We start from the raw sequence: 15,415 nt of genomic DNA on the forward strand, positions 1-15,415 counted from the left end.
AACGAGAAGATGCGCCGCACCCTTTTTGGCCAGCGCTCCGAGCGCACGCGCCATCTGCTCGACCAGATGGAACTGACCTTCGAGGAGTGCGAGACCGCTGCCAGCGAAGATGAGTTTCTGGCTGCCCTGGCAGCGGCGAAGACCAACGTCGCGCCGTTCGAGCGCAAGCGGCCCGCCCGCAAGGCCTTGCCCGAGCATCTGCCGCGCGAGCGCGTCGTCATCGCCGCGCCCGATGCCTGCCCCTGCTGCGGCTCGGATCGGCTGTGCAAGCTGGGCGAGGATATCACCGAGACGCTTGAGGTCGTGCCGCGACAGTGGAAGGTGGTTCAGACTGTGCGGGAGAAGTTCTCTTGCCGAGCCTGTGAGAAGATCACCCAACCGCCAGCGCCGTTCCATGTGACGCCCCGCGGGCTATTTGGCCCCAGCTTCCTGGCGATGCTGCTGTTCGAGAAGTTCGGTGCGCATCAACCGCTTAACCGCCAGCGTGATCGCTATGCCCGGGAAGGCGTGGACCTGAGCCTTTCCACTCTGGCCGATCAGGTCGGCACCTGCGCCGCCGCGCTGATGCCGCTCTATCTGCTGATCGAAGCCCACGTCCTTGCCGCCGAGCGATTGCATGGCGACGATACAACGGTGCCGGTGCTGGCCAAGACCAAGACCGATACGGGCCGGATCTGGACCTATGTTCGGGATGATCGACCTTTTGGCGGGCCCGCGCCTCCCGCGGCGATCTTCCATTATTCCCGCGACCGGCGGGGCGAGCATTCTGTGGGCCATCTGCGCGGTTGGAGAGGCATTCTTCAGGCTGATGCCTATGCCGGCTATAATGCCCTGTTCCATGGCGACCGCCTGCCGGCACCGCTGACCCGCGCCCTTTGCTGGAGCCATGCGCGCCGTTATTTCTTCGAGCTGGCCGATATCGCCGCGCAGCTCAAGAAGCGCCGCAAGAAGGCACCCGTCATCTCGCCGCTGGCGGTGGAGGCGGTCCGCCGTATCGACGCGATCTTTGACATTGAGCGCGCCATCAACGGCAGAACGGCCCAGGAGCGTCACGCCCTTCGACAGGAACTCAGCGCACCGCTGGTTGCCGATCTGGAAGAATGGATGCGCGACAACCGGTCAAAGCTGTCAAAGAACAACGATGTGGCCGAGGCCATGGATTACATGCTCAAGGCATGGCCCGCCTTCGCAGCCTTCCTCGACGATGGCCACATCTGCCTGACGAACAACGCGGCGGAACGGGCGCTTCGAGGCATAGCCCTGGGCAGAAAATCATGGCTCTTCGCTGGTTCAGATCGTGGTGGCCAGCGCACCGCCTTCATGCTGAGCCTTATCGCCACGGCAAAGCTCAACGATATCGATCCGCAGGCCTGGCTCGCCGATGTGCTCAGCCGCATCGCCGACATCCCCCAAAACCGTCTCCACGAACTGCTGCCATGGAATTGGCGCGCAGCCGAAGATCAACGCGAAGCCGCCTGATCCGCGGCCTTCACCGAATGCCTACGGTTCATGGGGCACATAACGGTAATGACCGGGCCGGAACGGCGGCGGCGGTGGAGCGACGAGGAACGGCTGCAGATTTTGGCGGAAGCCTTTGCGCCGGGATCCAGCGTTTCGGCCGTGGCGCGACGGCACGACATTTCCACGGCGCGGATCTACACATGGCGCAGCAAGCTGCGACAACCGCCCGCCCTGACCGAGTTCGCCGAGGCGGTGGTAGACGATGGCACCCAGCAAGGCTGGCAACAGGCCGGGATGCCGGTGATCATCATCGATCTCGGCGCCAAGGGACGCGTGAACGTATCAGCTGCGGCATCACCTGCATTGGTGTCGGCGGCGCTGAAGGCCTTGCGATGATCCCAGCAGGCGCACGGGTGTGGATCGCAATGGGCCATACCGATATGCGTCGCGGCATGCAGAGCCTCGCGGCGATGGTACAGCAGAGTTTTTCGCGAGACCCATTTGCCGGCGATCTTTGGGTCTTTCGCGGGCGTAACGGGTCGCTGGTGAAGATAATCTGGCACGACGGTCTCGGGATGTCGCTTTATTCGAAGCGGTTGGAACGAGGGAAGTTTATTTGGCCCTCCGCGAAGGATGGCGTAGTGTCGCTGACGAGCTCACAGCTGGCCTGTTTGCTCGACGGCGTGGACTGGCGGAACCCGCAATATAGCTGGCGTCCGCAGAGCGCGGGATAAGGCACGGATTTTCTTTTGCCGAGGTCGCATTTTCCGCTTCATCCGGGCGGTTTTCTGTGATTCCATCCGGGTTGTGGACGCCGCCGTTTCGCCCCTGCCTGCCGATATCGAAGCGCTCAAGGCGCTGGTCCGGCGCAGCACGCAACGCGCCGATGCGGCCGAACAGCGCGCCACCAGCGCCGAGGCCGAACTGGCCAATGCCCGTGCCCGGGAGAGCGCCACCGAGGCATTGATCTCGCACTACAAGTTGCAGATCGCCAAGCTCAGGCGCGAGCAATACGGCCCCAGCGCCGGACGCACCCGCCGGCTTCTTGCGCAGATGGAGTTTGAGCTCGAAGATTTGGAGGCCGACGCCGCCGAAGACGATCTGGCCGCCGAGACCGCCGCGACCAAGGCGACGAACGTCACCGCCTTTGAGCGCAAGAGGTCGGTCAGAAAGCCGTTCCCCGACCAGTTGCCCCGCGACCGCGGCGTCGTTCCGGCGCCCTGTTCCTGCCCGGCCTGTGGCGGCATGCGCCTGTCGAAGCTGGGCGAGGATGTAACCGAGACGCTGGAGGTGATCCCGCGTACCTGGAAGGTCATCCAGACCGTACGCGAGAAGTTCTCCTGCCGAGATTGCGAGAAGATCACGCAGCCGCCCGCGCCCTTCCATGTCGTGCCGCGTGGCTGGGCCGGCCCAAGCTTCCTCGCCATGCTGCTGTTCGAGAAGTATGGACAGCACCAGCCTCTCAACCGCCAGGCCGAGCGTTTCACCCGCGAAGGCGTGCCGCTGCCTGACCGGCGCGATGTTGCGCTGGAGAAGGAGGAGCACATGACTGACGTTCACATTCTCGCGATCGACCTTGCCAAGCGTAGCTTCCAGGTCTGTGCGACCGCCGCAGGAGGGGCGGTTCTATTCAACCGGATGGTTTCTCGCGCGAAGCTCGAGACGGTTTTGCGCGAGCAGACACCCTGCATTGTAGCGATGGAGGCGTGCGCAACGAGCCACTTCTGGGGGCGGCTCGCGCAAGGCCTTGGCCACGAGGTGCGGCTGATCCCGCCGATCTACGTGAGGCCGTTCGTCAAACGACAGAAGAACGATGCGGCGGACGCGGCTGCGATCGCCGAAGCCGCTCTGCGACCGAACCTGCATTATGTGGCGGTTAAGAGTGCGGAGCATCAGGCCCGAGCAGTCGCATTCCGGACCCACCAGTTGTTTGTCGGGCAACGCACCCAGCTGATCAACGCCCTGCGGGGGCATCTGGGCGAGTTTGGGCTGGTCGTTGCGCAAGGGCCGACGGGTCTCGAGGCCGTCGCCGGCATGATCGACGCCGATGAGACCGAACTCCCTGACGCTGTGTGCGATATCGTTCGTCTTTACCTCGACCAGATCGCGGTGCTCACGCAGAAGATCGACGATTTGCACTTTAAGTTGCGCGCAGCGACCAAGGTCGATGACGCGATGCGTCGGCTCTGCACAGTGCCGGGAGTCGGCCCGGTGACGGCGGGCGCGATAATGGCGTTTGCACCCGACCTACGGGCCTTTGCCAGCGGCCGGAACTTCGCTGCATGGCTCGGACTTGTGCCTCGCCAGCGATCGACCGGCGGTAAGACACGGCTGGGCGGCGTGAGCAAGATGGGCCAGGCCGATATCCGCAAGCTGCCGATCGTTGGCGCGATGAGCAGGATCCGCTGGATCATCCGGCGCGGCGTATTGCCCGACAACTGGCTCGGCCGCGTGCTGGGGCGCAAGCCCCGCATGGTAGCGGCCGTCGCGCTAGCCAACAAAATGGCACGCATGATCTGGGCGATGATGACGCACGAACAGAATTACCGGATGGCGTGACGCGCTTGCCCCCACATAAGGGCAAAGCGGGGAGCGCTTAGGGGCTGATAGCCCCGACAAGGAGATCGACAGACGATTATGCGGCAAGGACTTCAATGTTCCAGGACGAGCAAACCAGTCCCGGCGCTCGAGCAATAAAGCTCTCTGAACCGATGTGGACCTCGTTCTTCGAACTGCATACCGGCCCGTGGCGAAATCAGGCCACAGCAAGAGGCCTGACACACGAGCGATAGAAGCGCCGAGCCGTTACAGCCGTCCGAAAATCACCTTGCAAAACCGGGGGCATCCACACACGCGCCGGGGTTGCCGGAGGCTCCAACTCTTGAGTAGATGGAGCCGATATGAGCAAGACGACGAACAAGTTTGCGCCTGAGGTGCGCGCTGGAGAAGGCGCTGAAGCGTTCGGATGGGGCGAAGGGCGGCAGACCGCCCTATGATTCGGTTAAGATGTTCAAGGTGCTGGTCCTCCAGGCGCTGTATAATCTGTCCGACGATCAGGCGGAGTTCCAGATCCGGGACCGGCTGTCGTTTCTGCGGTTTCTGGGCCTGACGCCTAATGCACCGAGCCCCGATGCAAAGACGATCTGGCTATTCCGTGAGCATCTGGTGCAAGCCCGGTCGATAGAGCAGCTGTTCGCGCTGTTCGATGCGCGGCTGAAGGCCTGCGGCTATCTGGCGCAGGGCGGTCAGATCATCGATGCGACGGTGATCGCCGCACCGCGCCAGCATATGACCGACGAGGAGAAGGCCCTGATCAAGGAAGGCAAGGCGGCGGAAGAGATTTGGCCGGACGAATCGGCCAAGGCGAGCCAGAAAGACATCGACGCGCGCTGGACGATGAAGCGCGGCAGCCTCAAGCGCAGCGAAACCGGCGAGGCGCGCGCGGCGGTTCCGGCGCAGATCATGGTGCCGATGTTCGGCTACAAGAATCACGCCGGGATCGACCGCACCTTCGGCTTCATCCGTAAATGGGCGGTGACCCACGCGGCACGCCACGACAGCGGCGCGTTCGAGGACGTGCTCGACACCGGGAACATCGCGCAGTCGGTCTGGGCCGATACGGCCTATCGCTCGGCCAAGAACGAGGCCGCGATCCGTCGTGCCAGGCTCAAGTCGATGATTCATTTCCGCAAGCCCAAAGGCAAGCCGATGGACCGGCGGCACCAACGGGCCAACGCCGCCCGATCCAAAGTGCGGTCGGTCGTCGAGCATGTCTTTGCCACCCAGAAATCGCGCATGGCCTTGTTCGTCCGCACCATCGGTATCGAGCGCGCCAGGATGAAAATCGGCATGGCCAACCTGGCCTATAAGTTCAAACGCCTCGTCTGGCACGAAGGGAGAACCGCGCCCGCCTGATCCCGAAACGGCGAAGAAACCCCCGCAAGGGCTGCAAAGTCAGCCCGAAAGCAGGCGGGCGATCCGATCCATTGCGCCCGTTATAGCCGCCGCTACCCGAGCACGCCAAATTCGCCCGGTTCTTAGAGGTGTCCAGTCGGCTACTGGCTTTAGGCACCACCTCGCCCAGTGGCTGGATCGGACTCTACATCCTACAAGTATATCTGAACAATGTCGGTGAACGAGCCGAACGATATATCATCAATCCGTACAATCAAATGCCGGGTCTAAACATTTAAATCAAGACACGGCACGATACTTTCCAAAAACAAATCGTTAGCACGATTAGGTGGATGCCCTCCTTATTCCGGTAGCGGCATGGGCGCTGCAGGAGCTAGCCTGACAGCCGCGACCGCATCCCTGACGGGACGATCCGTCGAGATATCGCCACCCGTGATCCTGTCGAGTCCGGACAACCTGTCGGTGATGAGCGGAAGGTCGCCACGTCCGCGAACCTTGTCAAAATGATCGGTGGGATCGTACCGCTGAATGTCCGGCACCAACTGGCTCGCATTCAGCCCATCGATCGCCGCGAGAAGCGCTGCGCGAAAAATATATTCATTGGCCTGCGCAGAGATATATCCAATCCGAACATTGAGCAGGTCGCGCGCCAGATCGAGTACGTCGAGCTTGGTACGGTCTCCCGCAATCTCCTGCTCGACGGCACCATTATAGGCTTGGCGCGCCGCCTCGACGGCACGACTATAATTGACTAGTGACTTCCGCGTTAGTACCAATTGCTGCCAGCTTGACCCGATCGTCGCATGGGTTTCGCGCACCGACTGGTCGATTAACCGCCAATCGGAGGCGTTGGCTTCCTCCGCCTCGCGCAGGCGCGACAGTCTCAGATTGCCATCCAGCAGCGGCATCGACAGCACGACCTCGCCGCGTAGCTGGGTCGATCGCAGGTCATTGCTGTACGAGGACACCGTACCATAGCTGGCCGTACCGCGCAGATCGACGCGGGGACCAAATTCGGCCCGCAGCGCGGTGGTCGATGCGCGCGAGATTTTTTCGCGCGATTGGGCAGCGCGGATTACCGGGCTGTGGCTGTCGCCTAGGTCATAGGCCTGTTCGATCGACGTGAACGGCACCACCAGTTCGACCGGCGGGGTCAGTTCGCCTGGACGCACCCCGACGAGCTGGACAAATTGCGCCTCGCTGCCGCTAAGTTGCCCTTCGGCCAGCAGCAATTGCGCCCGACCCAGTTCGACGCGTGTTTCGATCTGCCGCCAATCGGAATCGGTGATGTCGCGCACTTCGTAGCGCGCGCGGCTCTCGTTCAACTGGCGATCGAGCAGGCCCAGATTCTCCTGCGCGATTACCACCGCCTCGCGATCCCGGATGACCGCGATATAGCTGTTAATGGTATCTAGCAGGATCTGCGTTTCAACTAGCCGGAGCGTGTCGCGGGCGAAGGCGACCTGGGCCAGAGCGACCCGTTCTCCGCCGGCGCTGCGCCCGAATGTGAAAAGCGGCTGGTTTAGGATCGCTGACGCGGTCGATGCCCAGCCCTGATTGCCGGCCCATCCCAGTAGGGTGTTGAACCGGTCGCGCTGATAAGCATGCGAACCTTCTGCGCTGAGCGTCAGGCCATAGGCGGCGCGCGCGGCGGGATAACGATTGTCGGACGAACGGACAGTCGCCCGCTGGGCCAGCAAGCTGGGGTTGCTCCAGTAAACCAGCCTGATCGCCTGCGCTAGGTTGCGGATTTCGGTCGGGGCCGGGGTTTCGCCCGCGGCGACGGGCCGCGGTGACACGAAGACGAGGGGCGCCTCGCGCGGAGCGGGTACCCCCTCCCCTTGCGCCCACGCGCCCTGCGCCGCGCCGCACAGCAGGGCGCTGCAAATGGATGTCAAGGAGATGTGCCGCATGTTATTTCCCCCAATTGGTCGATCCTTGCCACCCAGGAGGCCCGGTCGGACGCCGCCCTTGCACCGGTGATGGACAATGCTTAAAAACTATTGCCTAATTTCACGCGGCACTCAAGCGGGACGGCGCGCTCAGCCTGCCGTGGCGATTGTGGGCTGGTGATCCTGTGTCGCGCGCTGGCGGCGGTTGCGGACCAGTTCCAACACGGGCTTTTCCACAAAATGCCATGACAGGGCTGCGAGGGGAAGAGTGAAGGCGAAATTCATGAGTGCCAGCAACAGATAATTGTCGATGCGCATCAGCCCAGCGGCCAGCATCATAACCGGGAAGGCATAGATATACATGCCATAGCTGTAATCGGGCCACCGCCCCGATATCGCGCCATTCTTCGCCGACAGCAAGCCAAGGCAAAGCACGGCATAGCCCACGAAGAGGGTCTGGACATGATAATTGATGTTCCAGCGATGCGCGAGCAGGTTCGCCACCGTCAACAGAAGAAGGACCGCCCAGGACAGCCGGATGCGATCGCGCAGGAGTTGGGCCGCGATGCCGGCGGCGAACAGCGTCCACAGGCGATCGGCATATTCCACGAAATACAGTCCGCCCTTGCCGCCGATCTTGCCCAGTATCGCATGCACGAAGGGAAGATGGACCAGCAGCGCGACCAGCACCGTCGCCGGGATCACCAGCATCAGCATCGGGCGCGCCCGTGACAGTCCCACGAGCGCCGCTGCCGCCAGCAGCAAATAGCACAGCATTTCCCAGTGAAGGGTCCACAGCGAACCGTTGATGACGCAGGGCCGCGCGCCGCACATGATGCCCGACAGACTATAGTGCCCGCCCATCAGACTGAGATTATTGCCGACGAAACGCGCCGTCTCCCCGCCGAGATAGCCGATCGGCGGCAGGCGGGTGAAGAAGGCACCGATCAGTACGGTCAGCAGCACCGAAACGACCAGCGCCGGCATCATGCGCGCCAGCCGCGCCACCATGAATCGCCCGGCATGGGCGCGGCGGCGGAGGCTGCCATAGACTAGGAAACCGCTGAGGAAGAAGAAACCGTCCACCGCATAGACGGATAGGGGCACGCCGAGCCAGGTGCTGAACTGGTCCTGCCCCCCAACATGGTGGACGCGCCAATAGCAATGGGTGAGGATGACCGCCGACGCCAACACCAGGCGAACCAAAGTCAGATTGTTCCGCTCGGGCTTCAGAAGATCATCGTCGATGGTCATGCAAAATCCTTTGGCACTCGGTTGGTCATGGTTTGCAACGAAAATGCGACATGTCGAAGAATGATTAGAACTTGCTTAACTTTGAGCCTATTAGAGTAACGGCCTCAAAGGAATCAAAAGGCAAATGCAGGAACCGCATGGTGATGGGTCTTACGCGATGCGTCAATTGATGGACGGTCCGCGCGGAACCCTGACAGCGTTGCTGCTGCTCAGCGGAGCGCTTGCGCTGTTGCCGGTCATTCTCGCGATCTTTGCCATTCTGGTGTTCGATGTCACGATGGTCGGGCGCAGCGCCGAAAGCCTGCTCGGCGTCGTGGCGCTGACAATCGTCGCGCTGGTTTTCATGACGGCCTTCGCCTATATGCGCGCGCACATCCTGATGCAGTTTGCGAACGGCCTGGACATCCGTCTGGGCAAGGCGACGATAGAAGCACGCAGCCGCTTCACCGCGCCCGACGGCAGCCTGGCTGAAGACATGCAGATCACTTATGCGCTGGACCGCCTGCGCCGGGCGATTGCGGGAAACGGGGTGTCTGGCTTGCTCGACATCGGCGCGTTCGTGCCGTTGCTGATCGTAATGATTATCCTGAGCGGATGGATGGCGCTGGGGCTGTTCGTTGGCGGGGTCGTCATGGCGGCGCTGCTCTATCGCGCCTGGCGCCGAATTCTGGGCGTGATGGTGGACCTGCTTCCCGCGCTGGGCGAACGGCACGTGATGGCGGAGACTCACCGCCGTCACGCGGACCTAGTCCGCGCGCTCGGCATGCGGTCCGACGTCGTCATGGCCCGGCGTCGCAGCGCGCGGCGCTACGCCATGCTGGACCAGCAGATCTACCAGATCGAAACTGCCAGCGTCATCGGCGGACAGGCCATGATGATCGCGATGTTCGTCATCCTGACGGCCATCGGTGCCTGGCTCGCGATCGCCGACAAGGCCAGCCCCGGCGTCGTTCTGGCTGCGGCGGTGCTGGGCATGGGCGCGTTGCGGCCTTTCGTCACTGTCGCGGGGCATCTACAGGAACTGGCGGAGGGGCGTGAAGCCTGGCGCAATCTGCGCCAGTTGCTGGATATCGGCCCCTGGCCGGACAGGAAGCTGTCGCTGCCCGCGCCTACGCAGAGCCTGAGCGTCGAAAATGTCGCGGTAGGCCCGCCGGGCACACGCACCATCGTCATCCGCGACGTCTCGCTCAAGCTGGGCGCGGGCACCGTGTTGGGCGTGATCGGCATGGCAGGCGCCGGCAAATCGTCGTTGCTGCGCGCGCTGGCTGGCATCTGGCCTGCGGTCGCCGGCAAGGTGCGGATCGATGACGCCGCACTGGACCAGTGGTCCGACGACGAACTGACCCGCCACATTGGCTATCTGCCGCAGACGATCGACCTGTTCAGCGGCACGATCGCGGAGAATATCGCGCGTTTCGCGCCGTCCGCTACGTCCGAAGAGGTGATCGCTGCAGCCACGGCTGCCAATGCACACGACATGATCGTTCGCATGCCGCAGGGCTATGCGACGCCGGTGGGGGAAGAGGGCGTCAAGCTGTCGGTAGCCCAGCGGCAGCGCGTCGCGCTTGCCCGCGCGCTTTATGGCGATCCCTTCCTGATCCTGCTGGACGAGCCCGCGACCCATCTCGACGGCAAGGGCCAGCAGGCGCTGGGCCAGACGATCGTGGCGGCGCGCGCCCGCGGCGCCATCGTCGTCATCGTGGGCAACGCGTCGGCCACCGTCGACGTTGCCGATTATATCATGGTGTTGCGCGATGGCGCTATGCAGGATTTCGGCCCCAAGCAGGATGTTCGCCAACGCCTGCTTGAAGGCCGCAAGCCTGTCCAGGCCGCCCAGGAACAAACGCCGCCTAAGGGCGGTGAGGAGTAGAATCGTGAGTTATCAATTGCCCAGCAATTTCCTGGTGGCAGAGGATGCGGATCAACTGTTCGAGCATCCCCAGATGGGGTTGCGACGCAGCGTCCGCATCGGGATCATCGCGATCGGCGGCCTGTTCGTCATGCTGTTTGTGCTGGCAGCGGTCATCCAGACGCGTGGCGCCGTGGTCGGCCAGGGCGAGGTTGCGGTGGAGAGCCGCGTCAAAAAGATCGCGCATCCCACGGGCGGTGTGATCGCGCAAGTGTTCGTCAAGGAAGGCGACCGGGTGCGCAAGGGCCAGATGTTGATGCGGCTGGACAGCACCGTGTCTGAAGCCAGCAAGACCAAGACCGGCGAAAGCGTCGACCAGCTTCTGGCGGCGCGTGCACGCCTGTTGGCCGAACGTGATGGCCGTCCTTTAAGCTTTCCATCCGAAATGACGATTGAGCCGACTCCCGCCGCCACCGCGGCGATGGCGGAGGAGGCAAGCCTGTACGAGGTGCGCCGTCGGGCGCGTGCCGGCGAACAGGCGCAATATTCCGAACGCATCCAGCAGGCCGGTCAGGAAATTGCCGCGTTGCAGGCGCAGTTGACTGCCGCGGGCAAACAAACCAGCCTGATCGTGCCGGAACGCGACGGCTTGCGCTCGCTGTATGAACGCAAGCTCGTCACCGTTTCGCGTCTCAACCAACTTGAACGCACGGCCGTGGACCTGGAAGGCACGTCCGCCGCCCTTAGGGCGCAGATCGCCCAGACTCACGCCAAGATCGCCGAATTGCGGCAGCTATCCATCCAGTCGGCGCAGGCTGCGCGCAGCGAGGCCGGCATGCAGCTTGCCGATGTCCAGTCGCGGCTGAACGAACAGGAAATCCGGTCCGTATCTGCGGGCGACACGTTCGATCGCAGCGTGGTCCGCGCGCCGCATGACGGGATCGTCGACAAGCTGGCCTTCACGACCATCGGCGGCACGGTGCCGCCGATGCAGACGATCATGGAGATCGTACCCGATTCCGACCGCCTCAGTGTCGAACTACGCGCCAGCCCTTATGATATCGATCAGCTCCATATCGGACAGAAGGCCGTCGTGCGTTTCACCGCCTTCAACCTTCAGACGACGCCGGAGCTAAACGGAACGGTGGATCATATTGCCCCGGAACGCACGACGGACGAACGCACCGGCAACAGCTATTACAAGCTGCGCGTGGAGGTGGACGATAAGGAATTGCGCCGACTGGGCGAGCTGGAGCTAAGGCCGGGCATGCCCGTGGAATGTTTCGTCCAGACCGAGAAGCGGTCGCTTCTATCCTATATTGTCAAGCCGCTCAGCGACCAATTCAACCGGGCGTTCCGCGAGAATTGATCGGCTCCGGATCGGGACGGCAAATCGCTTGAGATTGCGTTGATTAGGTTTCATATTGCACCTGCGAATGGTATGCCGTTCCGGATGCCTGACGGGGGAAATATTGATGTCCATGCTGGAACAGATCAAGGCCATCGTTGCCAAGCAACTCGACCGGGAGCCGTCGACCCTCGATGAGAATTCCGACCTTGCCGAGGCGGGCTACGAGTCGCTCGACGTGATCGAGACGGTGTTCGCCCTGGAAGAGGCGTTCAAGATCGACATCCCGTTCAACGCCAATGCCGCTGAAGAAATGGAAATGCGGACAGTCGGCGATATCGTGATTCTGGTCGAAAAGGCGTTGGCGAAGCAAAAGCCGGCATGAAGCGTGTCGCCATCACGGGGCTCGGAGCGATTTCCCCGGTCGGCAAGACCGCGCCCGACAGTTGGCGGGCGGTGGCGGCCGGCATCAGCGGGATCGGCCCGATCGACATTTTGCGCGGCCATTTGGTCGCCTGCCCGATCGCAGCGCAGGTGCGCGACTATGTTGCGACCGATCATTTCGCGTCGAAACAATTGTCCTTCCTGGATCGCACATCACAGTTTGCGGTCATCAGCGCGCGCGAGGCGCTGGCAGACAGCGGCCTTGAACCTTCGCACCCCGCTCGGGTGAATGCACCGACCATCATCGGTGTCGGCGTGGGCGGCATGAACACGCTCGATGACAATTTCCACCATATCTATGGCGAGTGGAAATCCCGCGTCCATCCCTTTTCCATTCCCAAGCTGATGGCCAATGCGCCCGCCAGTCAGATCAGCATGGATCTGGGCCTGCGCGGCATGACGTTCGCCATCGCCAGCGCCTGTGCATCGGGAGCGCACGCCGTGGGGGTCGCGTTCAAGATGGTGCGGTCAGGCGAGGCGAAGGTCACGGTGGCCGGTGGCGCGGAAGCCTGCATCACCGCCGGGACAATGGTGGGGTGGGAAGCGCTGCGGGTATTGGCGTCGGACACTTGCCGCCCCTTTTCGCGCAATCGATCAGGCCTGGTCATCGGGGAGGGCGCCGCTACGCTGATCCTGGAGGAATGGGATCATGCGGTCGCGCGCGGCGCGACCATCTATGCCGAATTGACCGGCTTTGGCGCCAATGCTGACGCTGCCGACCTGACGTCGCCCGACCCGGCGAGCACGGCGGAAGCGATGCAGATGGCCTTGGCCGACGCCCGCCTGACGCCGACGCAGATAGACTATGTCAATGCCCACGGCACGGGTACGATGATGAACGACAAACTTGAAAGCGATATGATTCGCGCCGTGTTCGCCGACGCGCCTTTGCCTCTGGTCTCGTCGTCCAAGGGGGTTCTGGGTCACAGCTTGGGCGCCACCGGCGCGATGGAAGCGTTTGTGACCGCCATGGCGCTGTATGAACAGATCGTCCCGCCCACCGCCAACTGCACGGACCCCGACGAAAGCCTGGGGCTGGACTTCGTGACCGAGGGGCCGCGCAAGGCGCCCCTGCGCCACGCCTTGAGCAATTCCTTCGCCTTTGGCGGGTTGAACGCGGTGCTCGCATTTTCCGCCGCGTCTGCCGAGTGACGACCTCCGCGTGACGCTCGATCAACGAAGTGAACTCGCGCGCGGCTATATGCTGATGGGCGTCTTCTACCTGCATGTGCTGTTCGCCATGCTGAAGGTGGTTCCTGATCCGATGGCGGTCCCCGCTGCGCTGATCCAGGTGAAATTGTTGGCCGGGCACGTCTCGGTCTTCTTTTTCCTTAGCGGCATGGGTGCGTCGGGATTAAAGCGGCGTTCGGCCCAATCGGTGGCCATTCAGTCCGTCACGCTGCTCGCGCTGGCCGCCCTGTCGCATCTTGGCGGTGTCCTGATCAGTGCGATCATCTATGGTCTGCCGGAAAGCTGGCGCGATCTGTTCCGGGTGCTGGTGCGTCCCATCGTTTATGGCACGGGTTATTCGACGTTCGTGGCGTGGTTCTTCATCGTGCTGTCGGTGGTCCGTCCGCTTGCCTGGCTGTTCGAGCGGAACAGGCTCCGGTTCCTAATAGCCGTGGTTGCGATCACCCTCCTTATCCTGATCGGGCAGTGGCTCCACCTGCCGCACAACCTCTACGAATGGCGCAACTGGCCGTTCGCCCTGCTGTTCTTCATGATCGGAATGCACGTCCCGCGCAGGCGCCAAGTTCCCGCCTGGCTGGGCGTGGGCGGTCTGGCAGCGTCGCTGGCGGCGGCATGGCTGAATGGTCCCGACATCATGGCGACCGGCCTTTGCTGGACATGCAACATCGAATTTCTGCCCTTCCCGATGGTGGGCGCCCAAGGTTTCCTGCCCTTGGCGCTGGCATCGGAAATCGCTTTTCTGCTGTTCCTGCTATGGGTGTCGCAGCTTCGCTTCATTCCGCATATTCCGTGGGCGATACAATGGTTCGGTCGTGCATCGACGCAGTTTCTGCTGCTGCACGGTTGGATGATCGCGGCCCTGTGGCCGATGCTGACTAACTTCTTTCCCTTTCCCGCGGGCGTTTACCCCTATCTGCTGGTCCTGATCCTCAACCCCACGGCTCATGCGGCTGCCTATCTGGCGCTCAAGCCCCTGTTGAACCATATGTTGGCCTTTTGCTTCGGGCTCAGCAGGTGGCTGGTGGAGATGTTGCGTCGGCTGGTGCACCGGACGCGGCATCGCAAATAGGCGACACGAGCATCGCGCCGGCGGCCGCGCGGAACGTTTCACCGATGGCGGTCAACCCGCCGGCCGGATCGACCAGTTCCGAATTGATATGCGCCCCACCCAGGCTAGCATAGCTGCCGAACCAGGCGTGCCGTTCCACAAAAGGCAAGTCGTCCATCATCTGAACGCCCGCTTCAAGGAAGGCGCGCTGCTGGGCAACGGTGAAGCGGTCGCGGTGATGCCAATCGGCCAGCGCCCATTCGGTGACCCATATAGGTCGTCCGTAACGCGCATGCACCGCCTCCAGAAAGCGTTTGAATTCGCCGATATCGCGATTCGTCGCGTAATAATGTACAGCGATAAAATCGACGCGATATCCCCTGCGATCAGCCTCCGTCATGAACTTGCCCAGCCAGGATCTTGGTCCCAGCGTCCCCGGCCGCGACGTCGCCGGGGATGACAGGCGTTCGCCGGACGCCATCAATTTAGGCCATTGATGGATCGCTTGCTTCACTGACATTGCCGCCTGCTGCGACTCGTCCGGCTCGTTGAAGCCCAGCAGCACGGGAACGGCGCGATCCAGCCTGTCATTGCGGCCCCACACCATCGGCACATGACGCGCATCCACGACCTCGCCGCTGTCTTTCCAGCTATAGAACCAGTGGGCACCCAGCGCGTCGACATCCTCGATCATCCGGTCCTGGCCGTAGACGGGCCAGGTGCCCACGCCGATTTTTTGGGGCTGTTCGATCCGTGTGGGGTCCGCCGCCAGTTGCGCGCGAAGCGGGGCTGGCAACGACAGGGACAGGAGTAGGGCCCGCATCATGGCGGATCCGCCGTAGGCGGAGCGTTGGCGTTGGCCCATCATGGGTCAAGTCCTTCCACAGCAACAGTTGCGAATGCGCCGACTTTATTGCATTGAACAATAGTCTCACTGTCGGGGCAAAGGTAATTCGGTCGGGGTAGAGTGTCAGGCGCCCATTCGCAACCTCTGGCGGCCCTTAAGGGGCTAG

13 protein-coding genes and 1 pseudogene are annotated in these 15,415 nt (G+C 62.6%); 11 read left to right on the top strand and 3 right to left on the bottom strand.

What is annotated here, in order from left to right; all coding sequences use genetic code 11:
* The 6 genes and pseudogenes from tnpC to FE851_RS00040 all read left to right on the top strand — a co-directional run.
* Window positions 1-1,479 (top strand): IS66 family transposase (tnpC, locus tag FE851_RS00015; protein ID WP_145203942.1); only part of this gene is annotated, 1,479 nt, incomplete at its 5' end.
* Between the two features lie 48 nt (window positions 1,480-1,527).
* Window positions 1,528-1,857 carry an IS66-like element accessory protein TnpA gene (tnpA, locus tag FE851_RS00020; RefSeq protein WP_229710707.1) on the top strand — a complete coding sequence of 110 codons (330 nt, stop codon included), beginning with the start codon at window positions 1,528-1,530 and terminating at the stop codon, window positions 1,855-1,857.
* Entirely contained in the window at window positions 1,854-2,195 is a 342-nt protein-coding gene (gene tnpB / locus FE851_RS00025; RefSeq protein ID WP_031286377.1) for an IS66 family insertion sequence element accessory protein TnpB, read from the top strand. Before tnpA ends, tnpB begins: the two co-directional genes overlap by 4 nt.
* Window positions 2,196-2,268: 73 nt before the next feature.
* Window positions 2,269-2,967, top strand: a pseudogene (locus tag FE851_RS00030) (IS66 family transposase zinc-finger binding domain-containing protein); the annotation flags it as partial.
* Between the two features lie 39 nt (window positions 2,968-3,006).
* Window positions 3,007-4,020, top strand: coding sequence for an IS110 family transposase (locus FE851_RS00035; protein ID WP_145203944.1), 1,014 nt, complete (start codon window positions 3,007-3,009; stop codon window positions 4,018-4,020).
* A gap of 447 nt (window positions 4,021-4,467) precedes the next feature.
* Window positions 4,468-5,376 (top strand): transposase, encoded by a 909-nt coding sequence (locus FE851_RS00040; protein ID WP_145198765.1) that lies wholly within the window; start codon window positions 4,468-4,470, stop codon window positions 5,374-5,376.
* Between the two features lie 341 nt (window positions 5,377-5,717).
* On the opposite strand, the gene FE851_RS00045 is transcribed toward FE851_RS00040, so the two are convergent.
* Window positions 5,718-7,289 (bottom strand): TolC family protein, encoded by a 1,572-nt coding sequence (locus FE851_RS00045; protein ID WP_145198768.1) that lies wholly within the window; start codon window positions 7,287-7,289, stop codon window positions 5,718-5,720.
* 129 nt (window positions 7,290-7,418) lie between these two features.
* The gene (locus tag FE851_RS00050; RefSeq protein ID WP_145198771.1) at window positions 7,419-8,522 is read right to left on the bottom strand and encodes an acyltransferase family protein; all 1,104 of its coding nucleotides are present in this window, start codon (window positions 8,520-8,522) and stop codon (window positions 7,419-7,421) included.
* A gap of 124 nt (window positions 8,523-8,646) precedes the next feature.
* On the opposite strand from FE851_RS00050, the gene FE851_RS00055 reads away from it, so the two are divergent.
* From FE851_RS00055 to FE851_RS00075, 5 genes are all read left to right on the top strand, one after another.
* Window positions 8,647-10,392: a type I secretion system permease/ATPase gene (locus FE851_RS00055; protein ID WP_145198774.1), complete on the top strand. Its 1,746-nt coding sequence runs from the start codon at window positions 8,647-8,649 to the stop codon at window positions 10,390-10,392.
* Between the two features lie 4 nt (window positions 10,393-10,396).
* Window positions 10,397-11,740: an HlyD family type I secretion periplasmic adaptor subunit gene (locus tag FE851_RS00060; RefSeq protein ID WP_186378707.1), complete on the top strand. Its 1,344-nt coding sequence runs from the start codon at window positions 10,397-10,399 to the stop codon at window positions 11,738-11,740.
* Window positions 11,741-11,852: 112 nt separating this feature from the next.
* Window positions 11,853-12,104 carry an acyl carrier protein gene (locus tag FE851_RS00065; protein WP_145198781.1) on the top strand — a complete coding sequence of 84 codons (252 nt, stop codon included), beginning with the start codon at window positions 11,853-11,855 and terminating at the stop codon, window positions 12,102-12,104.
* Complete coding sequence (locus tag FE851_RS00070; protein ID WP_145198783.1) at window positions 12,101-13,315, top strand: beta-ketoacyl-[acyl-carrier-protein] synthase family protein; 1,215 nt, start codon at window positions 12,101-12,103, stop codon at window positions 13,313-13,315. Before FE851_RS00065 ends, FE851_RS00070 begins: the two co-directional genes overlap by 4 nt.
* Before the next feature lie 10 nt (window positions 13,316-13,325).
* The gene (locus tag FE851_RS00075) at window positions 13,326-14,423 is read left to right on the top strand and encodes a hypothetical protein (RefSeq protein ID WP_145198786.1); all 1,098 of its coding nucleotides are present in this window, start codon (window positions 13,326-13,328) and stop codon (window positions 14,421-14,423) included.
* Here the strand turns inward: FE851_RS00075 and FE851_RS00080 are convergent.
* The gene (locus FE851_RS00080) at window positions 14,362-15,270 is read right to left on the bottom strand and encodes a glycosyl hydrolase (RefSeq protein ID WP_145198789.1); all 909 of its coding nucleotides are present in this window, start codon (window positions 15,268-15,270) and stop codon (window positions 14,362-14,364) included. The genes FE851_RS00075 and FE851_RS00080 overlap by 62 nt on opposite strands.
* Window positions 15,271-15,415 lie beyond the last annotated feature (145 nt).

The sequence above is a fragment of the Sphingobium sp. B2 genome, assembly GCF_007693735.1.
GTDB lineage: Bacteria > Pseudomonadota > Alphaproteobacteria > Sphingomonadales > Sphingomonadaceae > Sphingobium > Sphingobium xenophagum.

Coding starts and splice junctions, on each gene's coding strand:
- tnpA (WP_229710707.1), top strand. CDS start 1,528: ATGACCGGGCCGGAACGGCGGCGGCGGTGGAGCGACGAGGAACGGCTG.
- tnpB (WP_031286377.1), top strand. CDS start 1,854: ATGATCCCAGCAGGCGCACGGGTGTGGATCGCAATGGGCCATACCGAT.
- FE851_RS00035 (WP_145203944.1), top strand. CDS start 3,007: ATGACTGACGTTCACATTCTCGCGATCGACCTTGCCAAGCGTAGCTTC.
- FE851_RS00040 (WP_145198765.1), top strand. CDS start 4,468: ATGTTCAAGGTGCTGGTCCTCCAGGCGCTGTATAATCTGTCCGACGAT.
- FE851_RS00045 (WP_145198768.1), bottom strand. CDS start 7,289: ATGCGGCACATCTCCTTGACATCCATTTGCAGCGCCCTGCTGTGCGGC.
- FE851_RS00050 (WP_145198771.1), bottom strand. CDS start 8,522: ATGACCATCGACGATGATCTTCTGAAGCCCGAGCGGAACAATCTGACT.
- FE851_RS00055 (WP_145198774.1), top strand. CDS start 8,647: ATGCAGGAACCGCATGGTGATGGGTCTTACGCGATGCGTCAATTGATG.
- FE851_RS00065 (WP_145198781.1), top strand. CDS start 11,853: ATGCTGGAACAGATCAAGGCCATCGTTGCCAAGCAACTCGACCGGGAG.
- FE851_RS00070 (WP_145198783.1), top strand. CDS start 12,101: ATGAAGCGTGTCGCCATCACGGGGCTCGGAGCGATTTCCCCGGTCGGC.
- FE851_RS00080 (WP_145198789.1), bottom strand. CDS start 15,270: ATGATGGGCCAACGCCAACGCTCCGCCTACGGCGGATCCGCCATGATG.